Raw genomic sequence first — 20,306 nt, forward strand, 5'->3', positions numbered from 1 at the left:
AATAGCAAATTTAACACTAATTGGTTCATGATGGCTGATAAATTAGTTTAGTTAATTGAACATAATTTTTACCAAAATCAGCACCAAACTGTTCAAGTAGATTAATATTGATCTTGATTAAACGAATCGTGTTATTTTTTAGAAGATAGTTTAATGTCTCTTTATATTGATTAGGCAAATGGACTTGATTGGTGGCAAGTAGAATAATATTTGCATTTGTATTTAATAAACCTTCATTTGATGCTGGATGCATACCAGAAAAAGTAACCGCATTATCAGCATCAACAAAATTAATCCACGTTTGAGCATTGGTATTTTTTCCTAATATATAGAGGCTATTTGGCCCATATTGCATTAAAACTAATATTTTTGGCTTAGGTTGTTTAATATTGATTTTTGCTGTATCAATTTGTTTTTGAATGTGATTAATCAGCTGATTAGCTTTTTCTTTTAGATTAAGTGCATCACCCATAATTTTTATATTGTCTAAAATATGATTAATTGTATCTGTCGGTTTTAGGCTAATAGTTTTTATATGAAAATTTTTCAATTGCTCAATGGTTGACTTAGGTTGTGCATCGGTAACAGCAAAAATAATCGTTGGCTTAAGTGATAAAATACCTTCTGTTGTTAAGGTGCGTAAGTAACTAATATTTGCTTTATCGTGTAATTGAGGAAAACTTAAACTTTCTTGATCAACACCAACAATTGCATTAGATTCCCCTAAAGCAATTAAAATGCTTGAAGCGCTAGGGCCAATACTAATAATACGTGTCGTTTGGTTAGCAAAAATATTAATTGGTGTTATTAGAGTTAAAATGAATAACAATCCTATTAGTTGTAGTATCGTAGTTACCTTTTTCATGCTTTAGCCTCTTTTAATTTAAATGTAATCGTTTGAGTAATACTGCTAGTTATTGGACCGTTAGTAGATTGTGCAGGCGTAAATTTAAGTAATTTAAACCAATTAATGGCAGCTTGATCTAAGATAGTGCTACCGCTTGAATGAATAACAGATATGGCTTTAATATAGCCTTTGCTATCAATGGTTGCTTTAACCGTGACTTTACCTGATGTATCATTTTTAATTGCTTCTTGTGGATATTTAAGGTCAGGTAATGCTTCATTTAGTTTTGCTTTAGCGATAATTTTTGGTGGTGTTTTAATGATTTTTTGTGTTGTTGAAGTGGCTTTAATTGAAGATTGATTAGGCTTTGATTTTTTCATTAGTTGTGTTTTGTCTGGCAGATGTTTTTGTATTTTTTTGTCTTTATCTTCTTTTTTTATTTGTTTTACTTTCTGATGTTCAAAAGTGATTTGATTGAGATTAATTGATTCAACTGATTGTGTTTTATAAGCTGTTGCACCTAACGTCCACTTTGTAGTGTGTGTCTGATCTGCTGCTGCATAAAAAAGGCCCGTATTTATGCAGACGGAGAGTATTAAAGCAAACGTTAAGCGCAACATAGTGAACAGCCTAAAACTGATAGTTTAATTGTACATAAAAACTTCTACCCATTGCATCAAGTGTTGATTCACCATCATAAATGATGTATTGCTTATCAAAAATATTATCTATACCTCCGATAATCTGTAATCCTTTTAAACTATTATCAGGACTGTAAATATACTTAAAGCCAAAGGTTGTATAACCAGCAATATGATCAACATTATAACCAGTTGGAATTTGATCTTGGCGCATAGCAAAGTTAGAAATAATACTGACTTTACTTTGTAATTGTCTAATTGGAGTACTTAATTGAACAAAACCTTTTGCCGGTGAAATGGGTAGTGGATCACCTGCTTGAACTGTATTACCATCGCCATTGGTATAGCTTGATTGCGTATTGCCTCGAGTCAAATTAAAACCTGATGCAATACCAAAATAGGCCGTATCATAACTGCTTGTTACAGTAAATCCATAAATACGTGCACTGGATACATTTTGATTTTGTACCGTAATTGATGGGAAACTGCCAGCTGATGTCGCCATAATGTAGTTTGAAATATTATTATAGAAAAAACTTGTTTTTAAATGAACTTGATTGCCATTACTTAATTTATCTTGGTAGTTAAAACCAATTTCTTTATTGTGACTGATCTCAGGCTTTAAATCTGGATTAGGTAGAAAATTTAAAAAGGATAAACCAGGGTGTGTGCCATTTAAATATAACTCTTCAATCGATGGTGCTCTAAAACTTTCAGTATAGCCACCAAATAGACTCAGTTGTTTGATAACTTGGTAATCAAAAGTTAGCTGTTTACTAAAGTGGTGATCACTATTAGTAAGGCTCATACTTTGACTATTATAGGTGTCATAACGACCACCAAATATTAACGCAAAATTCTTAAAAATTTGAAAACGATCTTGTAAAAATAGCGCATACTGATTTTGATCAGCATTCGGGTAATTGGTTGTTGTGCCATTATCAACATTACTCTGACCAATGATTCGATCAGCACTTGCACCATATAGAATATGGTTATTATAGATAATAGAAGTATTATAGATTTTAGTCCCCGTTGTCGTTGTTACCACATCTTGTGGTAGGGTAAAACCGCCACCATCATTTAATGGATTAGACTGAAAATGTGTTTTTAATTGGTAGGCTTTAGCTTTCAAGTCAAGATATGGATTATCTTTAGGGTTTAAATCATAGTTAAGATTCACTTGAGTTTGAGTGAAATTAAAATTAGATGGGGGTGTTGTAGTTGAAGTTATAAGGTCGGTTGTAGCTGGATATTGCCCTAGATTCTGCATAGAAAGAAAGGATAAAGATAGTAGTTGACCTGGTGTGATTTGCCAGTTTATTTTACCTAAACCTTGTAAGTTTTCACCCGCTGAGTTTGCTAAGGTTTCACCATTACCTTGATGGATATTGCTATTATGATTACCATCAAAAGCAACTAAATAGCTAACATCACCTGTTTTAAGTGCAGTTGCAATACCACTATTAAAACCTGGTGCGCCACTTTCAAGGCCAAAGGTTGCTTTAGCGCCAAAGTCTCGATTGTTTTTTAGTAAGTCATTAGGATCAATCGTTGTCATATCAAGACTGCCACCTAAGTTACCGCTACCATAAAGAATATCACTACCTGATGGATTGACTGAAATTTGTTTTAAAAAGAAAGTATCCGGTAGTAGACGCGTTTGATTATGCCCATACTGTGCAAATTGATTATTGACACCATCAACTGCAACAACAACACGGTTATTATCTAAGCCATTAATACTGATTGACTGAGCAACTTGCCTTGGGCCACCAAAAACTGCCGTATTTGGGTTTGTTTGCATCAGATCAGCGACAGACTGGCTATTATTATCAGATGAAAGACTAATATTAGTGCCAGGTAAGCTATTAGCTTTTTGAATCATTGATGGGTTGGTATCGGACTTTGTATCTGATTTTGCTTTGTTTGAATCTTTTTTGTTTTTTGTTTGTTTATTATCTGGTTTAACTTGTACAGTTTTTGTTGCGATAACTTCGATATCACCTAAATCACTTTGTTCTGCTGTAAAACCAATAGGGGGTATTGTTAATAAAGAGATAGCTAGTGCTATTTTAGTTGGTTTCAATGTAGTTTGAGTGATCATTCAGAACCTTTTATTTTTGTGATTAACTTTGATCAATTTGAACTTCTGCAACACCAAACTTTAACTCTTTTGCCAATGAAAAAACGCTAAGCATTGTCTCAACAGGTAAGTTTTTATCTGTTTTAATGGCAATCTTATTTGATTGATGAGCGCTTAAAGCAGTTAATGCATCTTTAAATTGGTCAAATGAATGGTAGGTTTGGTTGTTAATTGTAAGCTTATTGGCTGAGTAAAGTACAATTTCAATTGATTTTTGGTTATTACGCGAACTCGATTGTGCATGGTTAACTTGTGGTAGTTTAATATTAATAAAATGCTGAATGGGCCCTGCTAGTAGTGTAAACATAATTAGTAAGACAAGTAAAAAATCTAGTAACGGCACTAAATTAGGTTCATCAACAAATCGATTAACTTCAAGTTTAGATGCACGTATCATAACTTGCTCCTAGCTACAGCAATGGATAGGCGATTTAATTCATGTTCGCAGTGATTAAGATAATGCTCGCTCCAATAACGCAATATATACAAAGTGCATAAACTAATAACAGCTAAGAATATACCAAAAGCGGTTGCCCACATAGCTTGAGATAAATATTCGATTAACTGTTGCATGCCATTATTAGATTCCATATTCATTGCAAGCGTTGAAAAAGAATGACTCATGCCCCAAATAGTGCCAAGTAAACCAATCATTGGAGCAATAATTGCAACAAGATTTAGCCAATTTAAAGGTTGTTGTAATTTATGACGTAACTTTAATAAATATAATGAGACTTCTTGCTCGGCTAGATCTTTTGAACTACCAAAAATAGGAAGAATTAAGCGTTTAATTAAACCTTTGTCATTATTGGTTGTATCTTTTGCTTTTGTGTATTCTTTTAATTCAATTAAATCGATTAATTGGTTAATTCGTTTTGCTTTGAGTTTTGGCATACTAAAATAAGTGATCATACGCTCAATAACAATCATACCTAGAAAAATACAACCGATCGCTAATATATAACTAACTGGTCCAAAGAGATTGGTTAATAGTGCAAAGCTCATTAAATGATTTCCTTTAAGCGCTTAGGGGGATTTTAGCCATTTCAGTTAGTACTTCTCTTAGAGATACGGTATCTTTAACTGGATAGTTAAACTCGATATAATGACATTGATAACCAATGTTTACCCAGAAGCCTTCTTCATCACAGCCCGCCATTTGAGGTGTTTTATCATTTATTTTTATCTTATTGACTGTAAGATAGTGTGCTAATGCAGTTTTATGATCATCATTCATATGATCAACAGCACTTTTTTCAATTGTTGCATCAAATGGATTTAAAAGACTAAAATCTTCTTTTTTAACCCAGTGGATATCACCAAAGCCACCAATAAAGCGTATTTTTTTCAAATTGATTCGATAAAAGTCAAAATCATGCGTTTGGTGGTAATTTTTAGATTTAGGGAAAAAACGATAATAGCGCTCAGCAATAGAAGGGTTATCGATTAATGTTGCATCACCAATTAAAGTGACCCTTGCTGAATTTTGTATATAGTCTTGTTCATCTAGTATGGTTAGAGAAACTTTAGGGTCTTTTAGAATATTGCGTGTATGTTGTGCAAGTCGACTGATTAAGATAATAACATCACCATAATAATCAAAACAGTATTGGATAAGCGAACCAAATGGATAGCCATCTATCGATACTGAGTGTGTTGCAAGTATAGCGTGAGTTTTTACTTTGGTTACTTTTCTGGCGCGATAAGCGATATCACTTTTGCTTTCTTTTGTCACAATTTGAATCCTTTATAAAAATGAGAATCATTCTTAATTGACCTAAGAACATATCCTAGCGAAACTGTTTTTTAATTGCAATAGAAAACAAAATAAAAATGAGAATTATTTTGGCAAAAATAAAAATAATCAATGATATAGGTAGTTTTAGTTTGATTTTAAAATGTCTAATTTGTAACAAATTAACTTATGTAATAGGCTTGAATTGATTAAATTTTATCTAGTTTATTTAATTTTTGGTGACAAATTTCAAGAAATAGATGAAATATTTCATTAATTGACGAAAAAAAATAATTCAAGCTAGTATGGATATTCGTCTTAAAAAACTGTCAAACACAAGGAGTGTTAAGTGATCAAATATAAAGTAATCGTAATCGCATCAGCTATCGCATTAGCTTCAGGTACATCTTATGCTATGAAAACAGTTAATTTAGATAATCAATCGTTATCCCAATTAAGCAGTTTTCAAATTCAAGCCAATCAAAATAGTAAAAACTTTGCTTTAACAAGTAGTAGTTCTCAAGAGAATACATTAGTACCTGTTAGTACATCGACAATGGGTAGTAAAGAATTTATAAGATTACAACAACAATATAAGGGCATAGAAGTTGTTGGTAAGTCTGTTGTTGTTGAGTCTAATGCCAATACAAATAGCTTTTTAGATCAGGGTGATTCAACGGTTAGTGGTCATTTAGCAGAAAATATTGATATCAATACTCAAGCGCAAGTGACTTCTAATCAAGTTATGGATTTAGCTAGAAATCTATTTACGAAAGGTTATCCAGGTTATCAAATTGTTGAAGATGGAAATAATAAACCTCAAACTAAACTACAGATATTAACTGATGGTTCAAATAAGGCTCAATTAGTTTACTTAGTGACAATTAATGGTAATAAACTAAGTGCACAACCAGTTGCAATGCATTATTACTTTGATGCAAATACAGCTAAATTAACATCAGCTTGGGATAATATTCAAAACTATGATGACACAGGCGTTGGGGGAAATGAAAAAGTAGGTAAGTATTATTATGGTGAAAATGGCATGCCTACTTTAGATGTAACTAAAAGTGGTTCAACTTGTACGATGAATAATGAGCGTGTTCGAGCAGTTAATATGAATCATAAAACAAGTGATAGCATTACAAGTGCATTTGCTTATTCTTGTGGCCTTGATCGAGGAGACAGTATTAATGGCAGTTACTCAGCATTAGATGATGCCTATTATTTTGGTGATATCATTATCGATATGTATAGTGATTGGTATAAAATCACAGCACTTAAAAATACCGATGGCACACCGATGCAATTAGTCATGCGCGTACACTATGATACTAATTATGAAAATGCTTTCTGGAATGGTGAGAATATGACCTTTGGTGATGGTGATCCTAATGGTATGTTTTATCCACTCGTATCATTAGATGTTGCAGGTCATGAAGTAAGCCATGGATTTACTCAACAGCATTCTAACCTTATTTATCAGAATGAATCAGGTTCATTAAATGAAGCTTATTCTGATATGGCAGGGCAAGCAACTCGTGCTTATTTATTAAGTCAAAATGCACAAGATTATAATGAGTTTTATCCAGAAGACCCTCAAGGTAAAATTGGCTGGGGCTTAGGTGAAACGATTACTCGTGGTGCAGGTCAATCGTTACGTTATATGAATCAACCATCAGATGATGGCTCTTCTGCGGATTGCTATGATAAAAGCCTAGCTTTACAGTCAGGTGCAAGTTGTAAAATAACTTATGATGATGTAGTTGATACAGCTAAGAATGCATATCCATGGCCGTGGCAGTCGGGTAAACGCCAAGGTTATATTGTTCATAAAGGTAGTGGTGTTTTTAATAAAGCATTCTATTTACTATCAACTAAGTGGTATCAAGAAAAAGAATCACAAGGTGATAGCAATGCCTTTGTTGATGGTGTAGAAGATGCTTTCCGTGTGATGGTATTAGCGAATATCAAATACTGGAATGAATCAACTGGCTTTAGTGAAGCTGCTTGTGGTGTGGTTAAATCAGCTAGAGATCTAAATTATTCAACTTCTGATGTCGTTGATGTATTTAATCAAGTTGGTGTTAGTACCAGTAGTTGTAAAGTATAAGTAATAGCTACAAGGCGCAATTTTATTGCGCTTTTTTATTATTCTATTATTGAGGATGCTATACCTTTATTTTCAGGTGTATAGTCATCAATAGCATAGAATACGAAATTAGCTTTGCTTGATAATGGGGAATCTAATTTAATTTTTGGCATTTCTTCCACTTTAGCTAGGTCAATTTGATTAATATTAATATTTGGTTGGTTAAATTGTGGCTGAATAGCTATCTTAAATTGATTTATTATTTTTTCAGGGGATTGGTAGAGTGCTTCAATATCAGGATGTCTACCTCCTGATAAGTAGCTTCCCCAGCCGATAGACTTTCCATCAAATTCTTTAAACTTAGTATTAAGTTTTTCTTCAATTATACTTATATCCAAATGGATATAAGGAATAATAGCATTAATGGTTTCTATAACACTAGTTGGAACATAATAATACTCTTTGCCATTAAACTTATAAGTGTCACCACCATATCCAACATATCCACTTGCTTTGTTTTTTGCATAATCTAAGATTTTTTCAATTAATAATGTATTTTGGACTTCATTCGTACGTAATTTGAGTTGTTCATGTAGCTTATAGAGATATTTTTTATTGCCTGTTTGATCATTTGGGTTGGTATCAGCATAAACTGCTATTATACCCAACGGCTCAGCTTCTTTGAATATATGCGTTGGTGAATTATCTGTAAAAATAATATCTTTAGGAGATTCAACATACTTTATGAGCTCAGCTAATTTTTCAGATTTATTTTTTTGTTCATTAAAGAATTTAAAATCATCGCCTAAGTCAATTTGGTAAACATCTTTAAAGAAATCTTTAATATTCATTTTACTAAATTTACCAGCAGTAATAAATGCAATTTCATCACCATTATCTAGAATAGATTGCATAATACTTTGCATAGCGTCTTTATGGATTGCATAAAAATTTTGATGGTATACATCCTTAAATGCTTCATCAAGCTGCGTTTGTTTTTCGTAAGACTGATTTTCTGGTTGTTTTTTTAATTCTTCGTGGGTGTCAATATAATAGTTTTTTTCAGTAGGAGTTAGATAGTTTCTAAGGACATGCGGGTGAAGTTTAACACAAACTTGATTACCAAAATGAAAATAATCTCCCGATGTAAATAATGTTTCGTCTAAATCAAACACATAGATTTTCTTTGACATATTTAGCAACTCCCAACCTTTAAAAATTATTTAGTGGTTAAATAATACATTATCATTATTTTAATAAGGCTGTAAAATTTTAAAAATTACAAAAATATTTGATGTTATTGTTTAATTATATTGCTGTATTTTAAATGTATTTTTATCAATATGAATGCTTGGTTGTTGCAATAATTTGTATTTATTATTACAAAGTGACATGAATATAATTATACACACTACACGACAGTAACGGTGTAACCCATTGATTTTTCATTGTTATCGTTCATTCTTATAATCGCCAAAAAACAAAAAAGAGCGATATGATGAAACACATCAATGAATTACAACAGTCACTGAAGCACTATTTTAACTTATCTTTTTGGAATACTGAATGCCTAACTTACTTTATTATTGCCCTACAGATAATAAATGATGTTAATCTTTCACAAATTGCTAAATGTTTTCCATCAAAAGCATCAACTACGTCATGTTATAGGCGTCTTCAACGTTTTATCACAAGGTTTGAAATATCTTTTCTTAGCCTCTGGAAACTAGTCGACACCATTTTCAATTTATCTGATCAAGTCATATTATGCATGGATAGAACTAACTGGAAGTTTGGCAAGGTACATATTAATTTTCTAATGATTGCTATTGCTTATAAAGGTGTTGCAATTCCTGTGATTTGGTCACTGCTTCCTCAGCGAAAGAGAGGTAACTCAAAAGCCATTGATAGGCAGAGACTATTTGATCAACTACTTGAATTTATTCCTGCAACTAGAATTAAAACACTTTTATGTGATCGTGAATTTATTGATGGAAATTGGATAGCTTATTTGTCTAGCAAACAAGTTAAATTTGTTATTCGAGCCAAAGGTAATTATCTAGCTTCTAATAAAAAGATTTCAAAATTATTTCTAACTCTTAAAGCTTCACAAGCAAGAACACTTCATAATACAAAGTGTATAGTAGGCTGCGATTTATATGTTTCAGGACTGCGACTGCCTACAGGTGAATTAGTTATTGTTGTAACTAGAGAGTTTAACCTAAATGCACTCGATCAATATAAAATAAGATGGGAGATTGAGTCATTTTTTTCAGCTATTAAAAAACGTGGTTTTAATTTTGAGAATACCCACTTAACTGATATGCAAAAACTTTCAAGGCTTATGTTTGTTGTATCCATTGCATTAATATGGTCTTATCGTACAGGTGAAATATTAGAAAGCATTAAACCTATTAAAATTAAAAAGCATGGATTTAAAGCTAAGTCTTTGATTAAAATTGGTACTGAAACTATTGCTAAATCGCTAGCCAGAGCCATTAATTCTTCAGAGTATATCTGTAATATTATCAAAGCTACATTTAAACCTAAAATATCAATTAGTCAAAGAATGGCTCTGGTAGGTGTCATGTAGTGTGATAATTATATGGGTTCATAATAATAGTATTAATAACTATTGCTTTAACTTCATTATGTGTTTTGGACTTTTATAAAAAATAAACATTATTACCACTTTTAAGGTTATTTTAAATAACCTTTCTTAGCTAATCTTTTTCCGTTAAACTATTTGCTACTAAAATATCGTCTTAACTTTAGGTAAATTAAATGAATTCACAAATCTCTAAAAAGGTGAAAACGCGTTTTGCGCCATCACCAACAGGTTATTTACATATTGGTGGTGCGCGCACAGCACTATTTTCTTGGCTTTATGCAAAACATCATCAGGGTGAGTTTTTATTAAGAATTGAAGATACAGATCTTGAACGCTCAACGAAAGAAGCAGTTGATGCTATTTTAGAGGGAATGAGCTGGTTAGGTTTAAAATCAGATGAAGCAATTATATACCAAACTAAACGCTTTGATCGTTATAAAGCATTAATCCAAAAACTACTTGATGAAGGTAAAGCTTATCGTTGTTATTGTTCAAAAGAGCGCTTAGATCAACTGCGTGAAACTCAGATGGCAAATAAAGAAAAACCACGCTATGATGGTAAATGTTGTCACTTATTAGATAAAGATCAAGATTTATCAAAACCACATGTCATTCGTTTTAAAAACCCACAAGATGGCGTTGTCAGTTGGGATGATGCCGTTAAAGGGATAATTAGTATTGCTAACAAAGAATTAGATGATTTAATTATTGCACGTACAGATGGCTCACCAACGTATAACTTTTGTGTGGTAGTTGATGATATAGATATGGGCATTACGCATGTGACAAGAGGTGATGATCATATTAATAATACCCCCAGACAAATTAATTTATATCATGCGTTAAATGCGGATGTACCAGTCTTTGCCCATATTCCAATGATCTTAGGTGAAGATGGCAAAAAACTTTCTAAACGTCATGGTGCAGTGAGTGTAATGCAGTATCATGATATGGGCTATCTAGCACAAGCAGTTCGAAATTATCTTGTACGCTTAGGTTGGTCGCATGGTGATCAGGAGATATTTTCAGATAAGGAAATGATTGAGTATTTTGATTTAAATGAAGTAAATCAATCTGCTTCAGCGTTTAATTTTGAAAAATTAAACTGGATTAATCAACATTATATGAAAACATTACCAGCATCTGAAGTGGCTAAAGAATTATTATGGCATTTTAATGATCAGGGAATTAATTCTGAAAATGGACCTGATTTAGAAAAATTAATTCCTGTTATGGTTGAAAAAGTTAAAACATTAAAAGAAATGACACAGGCTAGTCGTTACTTTTATGAAGACTTTAATGAATATGATCAAGGTGCATTTAAAAAGCATTTACGCCCAGTAGCACAAGCACCTTTAGGTGAGTTATTAGAGGCATTTAAACAGTTAGATGATCATTTATGGCAGGATGAGTCACAGTTACATCAAATCGTTGTTCAAACAGCTGAAAAACTACAACTTGGTATGGGCAAAGTTGGCATGCCATTAAGGGTAGCAATTACAGGTTCTGGTGCATCACCTGATATTGGTATCACTCTGAAATTCTTAGGAAAACAACGTGTAATTGAACGAATATCAAACGCATTAGAAAAAATTCACCAAAGAGCACAACAAAACGCTTGACCTTCAATGAGCAAGACCCTATAATGCGCTCGTGCCTTCGGGGCTATAGCTCAGCTGGGAGAGCGCTTGCATGGCATGCAAGAGGTCAGCGGTTCGATCCCGCTTAGCTCCACCAAAAAAGCTATGAGTTGAGAAGGCAAAGACACAAGTTTTGTGTCCCCATCGTCTAGAGGCCTAGGACACCGCCCTTTCACGGCGGTAACAGGGGTTCGAATCCCCTTGGGGACGCCACATTTGTTGACATTTTAGTAAGTTCTTTAGGTCCCCATCGTCTAGAGGCCTAGGACACCGCCCTTTCACGGCGGTAACAGGGGTTCGAATCCCCTTGGGGACGCCATATTTTTAATTAATACAGTCAATAATTGCCTTAAAATATTCAGGCATATTAGGTCTTAAATACCAGCAAAGCGCAATAGCTTGCTGATAGGTTTTACCTTTATTTAAAAGGCATAAATTTTCTTTAAATTCTTCTTTGTTAATTTGCTTAAACGTATCATCAGTTAAAACGCTGTAGCCAAGACCTGATTTTACAAGGCTAATAAGGCTTTCAATATTATTGATAAAGTAGCGTTCTTTTTGGCATAAATTAAAGAGGTTATATTCTTTTAAATAGCTAAATGTTGCTTGATCAGTCTCATCAAAGTCAATGATAGTGCTCGATTGTATGATTTGCTTTAGTGGCTTATTTGCTAATTTTTGTGATCCAATTAAATGATAGGCTTCAGGAGTTAAAGCTTTCATCTGCATCTCTCTTGTGACTTGTTCTTGATGAAGTATCGCTAAATCAACTTCACCTTTAGATAATAAACGATCTCGAATGCTTGAATCTTCTGCATTAAATGTAATGCGAAGGTTGGGATATTTTTTTAAAACAGTTAACATACTAGGAATTATACGAGTATTCATAATACTACTTGGTGCGGTAATTTTAATGCGAATAATACTTTTTTCATCAGTACCATAGATCTGATCCATACAATCTTTCTCTAGCATCCTAGTTGCTTGGCAATAGCGTAATAATGCTTTGCCTTCTTCAGTTAATTGCATGCCTTTACGACTGCGAATAAATAATGATATAGATAACTTTTCTTCTAATGTACGTATTCTTTGTGTAACGGCAGTTTGTGTTAAATGCAATGAATCTGCTGCTTGATGTACCGTATGGTATTTAGCAATTGCGATAAATGCTTCTAATGATGGGCTTAGTAAACTCAATTTTTTTGATCACTTATCAAGTTTAATTCATTTTATTTATATATCAATTTTCGTTAATATGCAAATTCTAAATAATAAAACAGTGGGTTTATAATGCTACAAGTAGAAAATATAACTAAATCCTATGGAAATATTGAAATTTTAAAAGGGGTTAGCTTATCGGTTGAAAAGGGTAAATCATTAGTTTTATTAGGACAAAGTGGTTCTGGTAAAAGTACATTACTAAAATGCCTTAATTATTTAGAAAAAGCTGATGCTGGCCAGCTGTTTGTAGCGGATCAATCGATTAACTTTGCTGATAAAAAGGCGATATCATCTAAAAAACTTTTATTATTACGTAGAAAAATTGCCATGGTGTTTCAGCAATTTAATTTATGGCCACACTTAAAGGTTATTGATAATTTAACACTTGCGCCACGCAAAGTATCCAATATGGATAAAAGTAAAGCTTATGATCAAGCAATGCTTTATTTAGAGCAATTGAATTTAGCTGATAAAGCTTATGTATATCCTGAAACTTTATCTGGTGGTCAAAAGCAACGTGTTTCAATCTTAAGAACCTTAATGATGAAGCCAGAGATTATTTTATTTGATGAGCCAACCTCAGCATTAGATCCTGAAATGGTTCATGAAGTATTGCAAATGATCTTAACATTAAAATCTCAAGGTATGACAATGATCATAGCAACCCATGAGATTAATTTTGCCAAGCAAGTTGCTGATGAAGTGATGTTTTTACACCAAGGGAATATTCATGAGGTAGGAACAAAGGACATCATTGACCATCCGAAAACAGAACGCTTTAAACAGTTTTTAAATATTATGCAACATTAATTAAACAATAAAATATGATTTGGAGAATGACTCAATGTTTAAAAAAATAATAATTTCAGCTAGTTTATTAATATTTTTGGTAATTAATGCTTATGCACAAGATCAAAAAACATTAATCTTTGCAACTGAGGCGACTTATCCACCTTTTGTATCAATCAGTCCTAATGGCCAAATAAAAGGCTTTGATGCAGAGATTGTTCAGGCTCTTTGCAAGCAAATGCATAGACACTGTAAGTTAGTGAATGCACCTTGGGATAGTTTAATTCCAAGCTTACAAATAGGCCGTTTTGATGCATTATTTGGTGGTATGGGTATTACAAAATCAAGAGAGCATGTTGTCGATTTTACCAAGCCATATTATGAAAACTCAGTTACTTTTGTTATCAAAAAAGGTAGTGACTTTTCATTGAGTAATATCAAAGGCAAAACCATTGGTGTACAAGTAGGGACAACATTTGCTAAATATTTAACAGTTAAATATGGTAATCAAATTACAATTAAAACTTACCAAAGTAATATGACAGCTTTAATTGATTTAAAAGCAGGACGTTTAAATGCGGTATTTTTAGACAAGCCAGTTGCAGCACTTTGGCTTAAAAAATCAGCTAATAAGAACTATACGGATGAATACGCCATTACAAACCCAACCTATTTTGGCCTAGGTAATGGAATTGCAATTAATAAAAATAACCCACAGCTTGTGAATGACTTAAATAAAGCATTAGTCGAAATAAAAGCCAATGGCATTTATACAAAAATAGTTAATCAATGGTTTGGGTAAGTTTAGATGTTGAGTGGTTTTTATCTTGAGATTATTCTAGCAATTAAAGTAACGCTAGCTGTTGCGATTGGTGCAAGTGTATTTGGTGTTATCCTTGGGCTTTTAAATGCAGTAATTGAATCTCAACCTAAATTTGGCTTTGTTATTAAATTATTTAATATGCTAATTAGGGGCTTGCCTGAAATACTAGTTTTATTTGCTATTTATTTCGGCCTTACAGCATTGATATCACAAATAACAGGTAGTTATTTTGAAATTAATGCATTAACAGCAGGGATTATTGCATTAGGAATTATTTTTCAAGCTTATGCAGCAGAAGTATTTATTGCAGCATTTAATGCTATTGATCAAGGTGAAATACAAGCAGCTCAAGCACTAGGCATGACAAAATTTGATTGTTTTAGATATATTATCTTACCACAGGTTTGGTCACATGCATTGCCTGGCTTATTTAATCTATGGTTAGTGATATTAAAAGACAGCTCAATTGTCTCATTAATTGGTTTAAATGATATGACAAATAATGCACAAATTGCAGCTAATCAATCGTTTGAACCTTTTACCTATTATAGTTTTGTTGGTTTACTTTACTTAGGGCTAACTGCGGTTTCACAATTGATTTATAAAGGCCTTAATCATTGGTTATCAGGGAGGCGCTATGCTTAGTTTATTAAGTGAATTTAGTCCTAATTGGCTTAGTGGTATTTTAACGACTTTAAGCTTAACGTTTGCGGCTGTCATCATCGGTGCTTTTTTAGCGATCATTTTAACAGCCATAAAAACATCTAAACTGCCAATTATCACTCAGTTAGTAGATTTATATTTATTTATCATTCGTGGTACGCCATTTTTAGTGCAGTTATTTATTATCTATTATGGTCCATTACAGTTTCCAATAATTACGGATTCACCATTTGCCGATATTTTTAAATCTGCATTTGTCTGCGCATTAATTGCTTTGGCAATTAATACTTCAAGTTATACAACGGCTTTATTTATTGGTGCGATTAATAACTTACCCAAAGGTGAGATTCAAGCAGCTGAAGCTTTAGGTTTAAAAGATATCAATATCTTTTTTAGTATTTTATTGCCACGTATGTTTTATCGGATATTACCAGCTTATTCAAATGAAGTATTAATGGTTTTAAAATGTAGTGCTTTAGTCTCTAGTATTTCAGTTTTGGACCTTATGGGCGTTACGCGTCAAGTGATGAGCTTTTCATATGAAATTATCCCATCACTTATCATTGCAGGTGTTATTTATATGTTAATTGCATTGCTAATTAATATTGTATTTAAATATTGGGTAAGTAAAAGAGTTTATAATTAGATTTCAGTACCACTAGCAAAATAATTTTAAATCATTAAGTACTGTCATCGGTGGTTTTGGGCTTTTGTTGTTATTTTTACTGGGCTGTCCAAATAAATCAGGTGTTTTGCTGGCAACAAAGTCTGATTTTGATCTAAATTCAGTTAGTAAACTGTTTAGAACAACATAAAATTGTTGTATATGTGCTTTCTTAGCATGATTACGTTCAATAGCAATTTTTACTTTTGCTGCTGCTCTTTTTTCAGCATCTGATCCTTTATAGTTTGTAATGGCAAATACAAGTTCTACTAATGCTTCTTGAAGTGTAATGTCCTGTTCTGGAAGATCCATCTTTTTTCCTTTATTAGATTTATTGTTCTCAAAATTTTCAAGAGGCTATTTTAATTAAATTTATTATAAATTGATATAGCTAATATATTTCAAATAAAACATGTATAAAATTTTTATAAAACAGTAGGTTGTTTTTAAATTGTTTGATTTTTGTTTAAAAGTATAACGAGTGAATTTTATTCGTTTGTGAATAGCTTGAAAATAAGCAGAAATATTATAAATTAAAAAAAATATTAGAGTTAATTTTAAAGTTTAAAGAACCATTGCAATATGACTAATTGCAATGGTTGTGGGTTTAAATTTAGATATTAGCTTTAGTATAGTAATTCATTGAGTTAATTACTTGTTCGTCATGATTTCTATGATATGTCATAAAATCAGCTAGTTTATCCTTATCTATAGATCTATCATTTAATAGTTCATTAGCTATTTGTTTCATGCATGCTTTTTGACCATCAGGATAATATTTACATGTAGCCATTAATGAAAAAATTGTATTATAAACTCCTATTATCATTGAAGCTTCATAAGCTTTTTTACAGGTTTCTGAGTGATTATCACACCATTTTGCTACTTTGTATTTTGCAGAGTTATCATTTACTGAGTTGGCAGCTTGACTATCACCATGATGATGTTTTCGCCATTCCATTAATCCGTGCATAATAAATACTGGGCCAATGCGCATTATTATGTCATCAGCTTTTTTGCATGTTGCTTTATTAGAATCACACCATTTACGCAATTGCATAAAATCATGCTTACCAAAGTCTGGTGAAATTTCTGTCAAAGTTTTATTAGACTTATCGTTAAGAAAACCTTTACACCATGGCTTATTATCACCAGCTGGGGTTCCACAGACACTAAAAATAGTAGCTTGAAGCATTTGTTTGAATGCTAAAGGCGCTTCAGCGTAAGCTTCTTTAACAGCCTTTTTACATTTGATATCATCACTATGACAGGTAGCTTGAAGCATTTGTGTAAATGCTGGTAGAGAAATATCTAGTGTTGGAGATTTAACACTAAAATCATTATTTGCCTTTAGTTTCTGGCCATCAACAGTTGTTGTGATTGTATATTTAATATCTCTACCCACAAGAGATTGAGCATTCTTTTTCGGTGTAATTGAGATTTTACATTCTTTGCCAACAGATAAATTACCACAATGGTCATACTTAACATCAAAACGTTTACTATTTTCTTTATCATCGAAGTGTAATTGAATATTATTAGCGCTTGCTTGATTATCTGTAATTGTGCCGATAGCGATGTTTTTAAGTTGTGCATCTAGACATCAATCGAATATGCTGAATCAATAGTTGCTACATCATCATAAGTACTAACAGCTAGGTCATAATCATAGTTTGGGTTAGCATTCGCATTACTATAGCCAATCATTGATAATGATAAAGCTGCAAATACAAGTTTGCTTATCTTGTGCTTCATTGTTGTTCCTCTTGTGTTGTTGCTTTAATTCATATTGCTATGAAAACTTAATTTGAAGAGGGTGTTATTGATATTGAAAAACAATTAGTTAATCCAACTAATTTAAAATTACACATAACAACCACGCCTCTAATTTTATTTAATTTTTATAATATTTTTTATTAAATTTATTAAAAATACATTTTTTATTTCGGCGATGGTAGCAAATGGAAATGATCAAGTCAATAAAAATGATTAAATGATGATCAAAAATTGAATTTAATGAAGGCTTAAAGTAAAGTTTTTAATTGCTTGCCAATATTGTGCTTGACCAACGCTAGCTAAGTTATTATGGCCAGCTTCTTTAATCGCTAGAAATGTTTTAGGCTTATTTGCAGCTTCATAAAGTGCCTTACCTTGCCAAAAGGGCACCACTGTATCTTTGTGACCATGAATGATTAAAATCGGTGCATCAATTTTCTTAACTTTATTGATGTTATTGTACTTATCAAATAGTAATAACGGTATTTGTGTTAAAACGCGATAAGTACTTAGAAAAGGGGATGCTAGTATAACACCTGCAACAGATTTTTCTGTTGCAAGCTCTGTTGTAACACCTGCACCAAGTGAATGCCCCATAAGAATGATTTGTTTTGGAGAAACTTTTTCATCAGCTACTAAATAGTGATAAATAGTTTCAATATCTTGATAGGTATTTTTTTCAGATGCACTGCCTGTGCTTTGGCCATAGCCTTCATAATCATAAGAGATAACTGAAAACCCATGTTGATAAAGTGCTTTTAGAAAACTCATTTCTATGCCTAAATCTGCAGCATTACCATGGCTATAAATAATTGTATACTTAGCATTTTTATTTTTAAGATATATAGCAGCAATTGAGTTATCATTTGCTACTTTAAGGTGAAATAATTCTGGTAATGTTTTATAAGTTGGCGGTTTTGGTGGTAGAAATATCATACTTGGACTAATTAAGCTTGCCAGTAGACTCATTAATATCCATGCAAGAAGCAGAAATACGATTATTTTGAACACTTTAGTTTTTTTCATAAGATGAATTATTTTCCAAAGCTTATTTGATCTAATGTTTAAGGCTAACTGATTTTTTATTAAATAGTAGAATAATTAATTCATTTTATAAAATATAAGCTTTATAGTGTAGCTGCTAAAAAATGCTGGTGATAATTATTTACTGAAGTTAGAGTAAAGTGTAATGTTAATTTTAATTAATTATTATCTAAATAGGAGTCTGAAGATTATGAAACTAAAAAAAGCAATGGCATCTTTATGTGTTTTAGCACCACTAGCGGTTTTACCAGCAACATCTCTAGCATGTGGGGGTAATAATGCTAAAGCGATGATGGATACAATTAATTATCAAGTCTCATCAGAAAGTAATGTTGAGACAACTAAAGCTGAAGTATTTGTTAGTTTAAATGCATCGATTGGATCAGGTGATTTAGCCAGTATTCAAGGGCAGGCTAAAAATGATTTAAATGGGTTAATTAAAGGTAGCAACTGGGTTATCCAAGATTATCGCCAAAGTAAAACAGCCAGTGGCTTAATCAATGTTACAATGATGTTAAAAGATCGCCTAACTTCTCAGCAATTAGCGGAATTAACTGATAAATTAGACTCAGTTGATGGTAAAGGTAAGCAGTATAAGCTTGATCATATTAACTATCAACCATCACTAGCACAGATGGAACAAGCTAAAAATACTTTAAGATTAAAAATAATTGCTGATGTTTCCAAGCAATTGAAGGAGTTAAATAAACAAACTGGACAAAAATATCGAGTGCATGAAATTAATTTTACTGCACCATACTCAGCGCCTCAACCGCGTGCAAATATGATGATGGCTTATGCTGATACTGCGAGAGAAAAAGTAGCACAACCCATGCAAGTTGCAACTAAGCTTGTTTTAACTGCCAATGTAGAGTTTGCTAAGAATAATAAACAGGGTAGTTAAGTTATTTTATGAATGGAAAAAGCATCTCAAGGGTTGTTAGTGCGATTATTTTAGCAATTGGTTTAGCACTAGGGGGGTATTTTATTGCTTATGGAATTATGAATTTTCATAATTTTAATCGTTATGTTCAGGTAAAAGGCTTATCTGAACAGACAGTTAAAGCCAATGAAGCGATATTTAATATCAGCTTTAGTGCGGATGCTAATGATTTAAAAGCACTTTATCAAGCTATTCAACAAAGCCAAAATGCAATTATTGAATTTTTAAAACAAAATGGATTAACTCGAGATGAAATTAGTTTAAGTGGTGCTTCAATAAATACGAATACGATTCGAGATAATCAAAATACGCCATTATATTCAGCTTATGGAACGATAACTGTGCTTACACCTAAAGTAGATCTAATACAAAAGTTAAACCAATTAACAGGAAAATTAGTCGAAAAAGGGGTAGTTATTACATCCACTCAAGTTAATTATCGTTATACCAAGCTTAATGATATTAAACCTGCAATGTTAGTTAATGCAACGGCAAATGCTAAAATTGCAGCCGATACGTTTGCTAAAAATGCCCATGCAACTTTAAGTTCAATTCGTCAAGCTTCACAAGGAAATTTCTCAATTTCCAATGCCAATGATAGCTATGGTGATAGTGATATAATGAAAAAAGTACGTGTGGTTGTCTCAGCACAGTATTTTTTGCGTTAGGAT

The 20,306-nt window shown here is 32.3% G+C and carries 21 protein-coding genes and 3 tRNA genes; 12 read left to right on the top strand and 12 right to left on the bottom strand.

What is annotated here, in order from left to right; genetic code table 11:
- Positions 1-25: 25 nt before the first annotated feature.
- The 6 genes from KFE69_05415 to KFE69_05440 are packed head-to-tail and all read right to left on the bottom strand — an operon-like array spanning position 26 to position 5,369.
- Complete coding sequence (locus KFE69_05415) at positions 26-865, bottom strand: ABC transporter substrate-binding protein (protein ID UTW43531.1); 840 nt, start codon at positions 863-865, stop codon at positions 26-28.
- Positions 862-1,467 (bottom strand): energy transducer TonB, encoded by a 606-nt coding sequence (locus KFE69_05420; GenBank protein UTW43532.1) that lies wholly within the window; start codon positions 1,465-1,467, stop codon positions 862-864. The genes KFE69_05415 and KFE69_05420 overlap by 4 nt, the downstream gene beginning before the upstream one ends.
- A 10-nt stretch (positions 1,468-1,477) precedes the next feature.
- Positions 1,478-3,595, bottom strand: coding sequence for a TonB-dependent receptor (locus KFE69_05425; GenBank protein ID UTW43533.1), 2,118 nt, complete (start codon positions 3,593-3,595; stop codon positions 1,478-1,480).
- A 22-nt stretch (positions 3,596-3,617) separates the two neighbouring features.
- Positions 3,618-4,031: a biopolymer transporter ExbD gene (locus tag KFE69_05430; GenBank protein UTW43534.1), complete on the bottom strand. Its 414-nt coding sequence runs from the start codon at positions 4,029-4,031 to the stop codon at positions 3,618-3,620.
- A complete protein-coding gene (locus tag KFE69_05435; protein ID UTW43535.1) occupies positions 4,028-4,639 on the bottom strand; it encodes a MotA/TolQ/ExbB proton channel family protein in 612 nt (203 codons plus the stop codon). The genes KFE69_05430 and KFE69_05435 overlap by 4 nt, the downstream gene beginning before the upstream one ends.
- 13 nt (positions 4,640-4,652) lie before the next feature.
- Positions 4,653-5,369, bottom strand: a complete 717-nt coding sequence (locus tag KFE69_05440; protein ID UTW43536.1) for a DUF2470 domain-containing protein — start codon at positions 5,367-5,369, stop codon at positions 4,653-4,655.
- Positions 5,370-5,718: 349 nt separating this feature from the next.
- On the opposite strand from KFE69_05440, the gene KFE69_05445 reads away from it, so the two are divergent.
- Positions 5,719-7,482 carry a peptidase M4 family protein gene (locus KFE69_05445; GenBank protein ID UTW43537.1) on the top strand — a complete coding sequence of 588 codons (1,764 nt, stop codon included), beginning with the start codon at positions 5,719-5,721 and terminating at the stop codon, positions 7,480-7,482.
- A gap of 38 nt (positions 7,483-7,520) precedes the next feature.
- Here KFE69_05445 and KFE69_05450 read toward each other — a convergent pair whose 3' ends face one another.
- Entirely contained in the window at positions 7,521-8,654 is a 1,134-nt protein-coding gene (locus KFE69_05450) for a hypothetical protein (protein ID UTW43538.1), read from the bottom strand.
- Positions 8,655-8,956: 302 nt separating this feature from the next.
- Between KFE69_05450 and KFE69_05455 the strand changes: the two genes are divergently transcribed.
- From KFE69_05455 to KFE69_05475, 5 genes are all read left to right on the top strand, one after another.
- Positions 8,957-10,054, top strand: a complete 1,098-nt coding sequence (locus tag KFE69_05455; GenBank protein ID UTW43539.1) for an IS4 family transposase — start codon at positions 8,957-8,959, stop codon at positions 10,052-10,054.
- 191 nt (positions 10,055-10,245) lie between these two features.
- Complete coding sequence (gene gltX, locus KFE69_05460) at positions 10,246-11,694, top strand: glutamate--tRNA ligase (GenBank protein ID UTW43540.1); 1,449 nt, start codon at positions 10,246-10,248, stop codon at positions 11,692-11,694.
- 39 nt (positions 11,695-11,733) lie between these two features.
- A tRNA-Ala gene (locus KFE69_05465) sits at positions 11,734-11,809 on the top strand.
- 40 nt (positions 11,810-11,849) lie between these two features.
- Positions 11,850-11,925 (top strand) — tRNA-Glu (locus tag KFE69_05470).
- A 30-nt stretch (positions 11,926-11,955) separates the two neighbouring features.
- Positions 11,956-12,031: transfer RNA gene (locus KFE69_05475), tRNA-Glu, on the top strand.
- A gap of 5 nt (positions 12,032-12,036) precedes the next feature.
- Here the strand turns inward: KFE69_05475 and KFE69_05480 are convergent.
- Positions 12,037-12,909: a LysR family transcriptional regulator gene (locus KFE69_05480; GenBank protein UTW43541.1), complete on the bottom strand. Its 873-nt coding sequence runs from the start codon at positions 12,907-12,909 to the stop codon at positions 12,037-12,039.
- 93 nt (positions 12,910-13,002) lie between these two features.
- Here KFE69_05480 and KFE69_05485 point away from each other — a divergent pair, with 93 nt between their 5' ends.
- From KFE69_05485 to KFE69_05500, 4 genes are read left to right on the top strand one after another with little or no spacing between them, the layout of a single operon-like run.
- The gene (locus KFE69_05485) at positions 13,003-13,743 is read left to right on the top strand and encodes an amino acid ABC transporter ATP-binding protein (GenBank protein ID UTW43542.1); all 741 of its coding nucleotides are present in this window, start codon (positions 13,003-13,005) and stop codon (positions 13,741-13,743) included.
- 34 nt (positions 13,744-13,777) lie between these two features.
- Positions 13,778-14,524, top strand: a complete 747-nt coding sequence (locus tag KFE69_05490) for a transporter substrate-binding domain-containing protein (GenBank protein UTW43543.1) — start codon at positions 13,778-13,780, stop codon at positions 14,522-14,524.
- 6 nt (positions 14,525-14,530) lie between these two features.
- Entirely contained in the window at positions 14,531-15,190 is a 660-nt protein-coding gene (locus tag KFE69_05495; protein ID UTW43544.1) for an ABC transporter permease subunit, read from the top strand.
- The gene (locus KFE69_05500; protein UTW43545.1) at positions 15,183-15,854 is read left to right on the top strand and encodes an ABC transporter permease subunit; all 672 of its coding nucleotides are present in this window, start codon (positions 15,183-15,185) and stop codon (positions 15,852-15,854) included. Before KFE69_05495 ends, KFE69_05500 begins: the two co-directional genes overlap by 8 nt.
- Positions 15,855-15,866: 12 nt before the next feature.
- Here KFE69_05500 and KFE69_05505 read toward each other — a convergent pair whose 3' ends face one another.
- The 4 genes from KFE69_05505 to KFE69_05520 all read right to left on the bottom strand — a co-directional run bounded on the left by KFE69_05505 (position 15,867) and on the right by KFE69_05520 (position 18,617).
- Positions 15,867-16,184 carry a hypothetical protein gene (locus KFE69_05505; GenBank protein ID UTW43546.1) on the bottom strand — a complete coding sequence of 106 codons (318 nt, stop codon included), beginning with the start codon at positions 16,182-16,184 and terminating at the stop codon, positions 15,867-15,869.
- A 301-nt stretch (positions 16,185-16,485) separates the two neighbouring features.
- A complete protein-coding gene (locus KFE69_05510; protein ID UTW43547.1) occupies positions 16,486-17,277 on the bottom strand; it encodes a hypothetical protein in 792 nt (263 codons plus the stop codon).
- A 191-nt stretch (positions 17,278-17,468) separates the two neighbouring features.
- Positions 17,469-17,627 (bottom strand): hypothetical protein, encoded by a 159-nt coding sequence (locus KFE69_05515; GenBank protein ID UTW43548.1) that lies wholly within the window; start codon positions 17,625-17,627, stop codon positions 17,469-17,471.
- A 258-nt stretch (positions 17,628-17,885) separates the two neighbouring features.
- Positions 17,886-18,617: an alpha/beta hydrolase gene (locus KFE69_05520; protein ID UTW43549.1), complete on the bottom strand. Its 732-nt coding sequence runs from the start codon at positions 18,615-18,617 to the stop codon at positions 17,886-17,888.
- A 265-nt stretch (positions 18,618-18,882) separates the two neighbouring features.
- Between KFE69_05520 and KFE69_05525 the strand changes: the two genes are divergently transcribed.
- Both KFE69_05525 and KFE69_05530 read left to right on the top strand, forming a co-directional pair.
- On the top strand, positions 18,883-19,596 hold the full coding sequence (locus KFE69_05525; protein UTW43550.1) for a hypothetical protein: 714 nt from the start codon (positions 18,883-18,885) through the stop codon (positions 19,594-19,596).
- An 8-nt stretch (positions 19,597-19,604) separates the two neighbouring features.
- Positions 19,605-20,303: an SIMPL domain-containing protein gene (locus KFE69_05530; protein UTW43551.1), complete on the top strand. Its 699-nt coding sequence runs from the start codon at positions 19,605-19,607 to the stop codon at positions 20,301-20,303.
- Positions 20,304-20,306: the final 3 nt, after the last annotated feature.

This window comes from bacterium SCSIO 12844, assembly GCA_024397935.1.
Lineage (GTDB): Bacteria > Pseudomonadota > Gammaproteobacteria > Francisellales > Francisellaceae > M0027.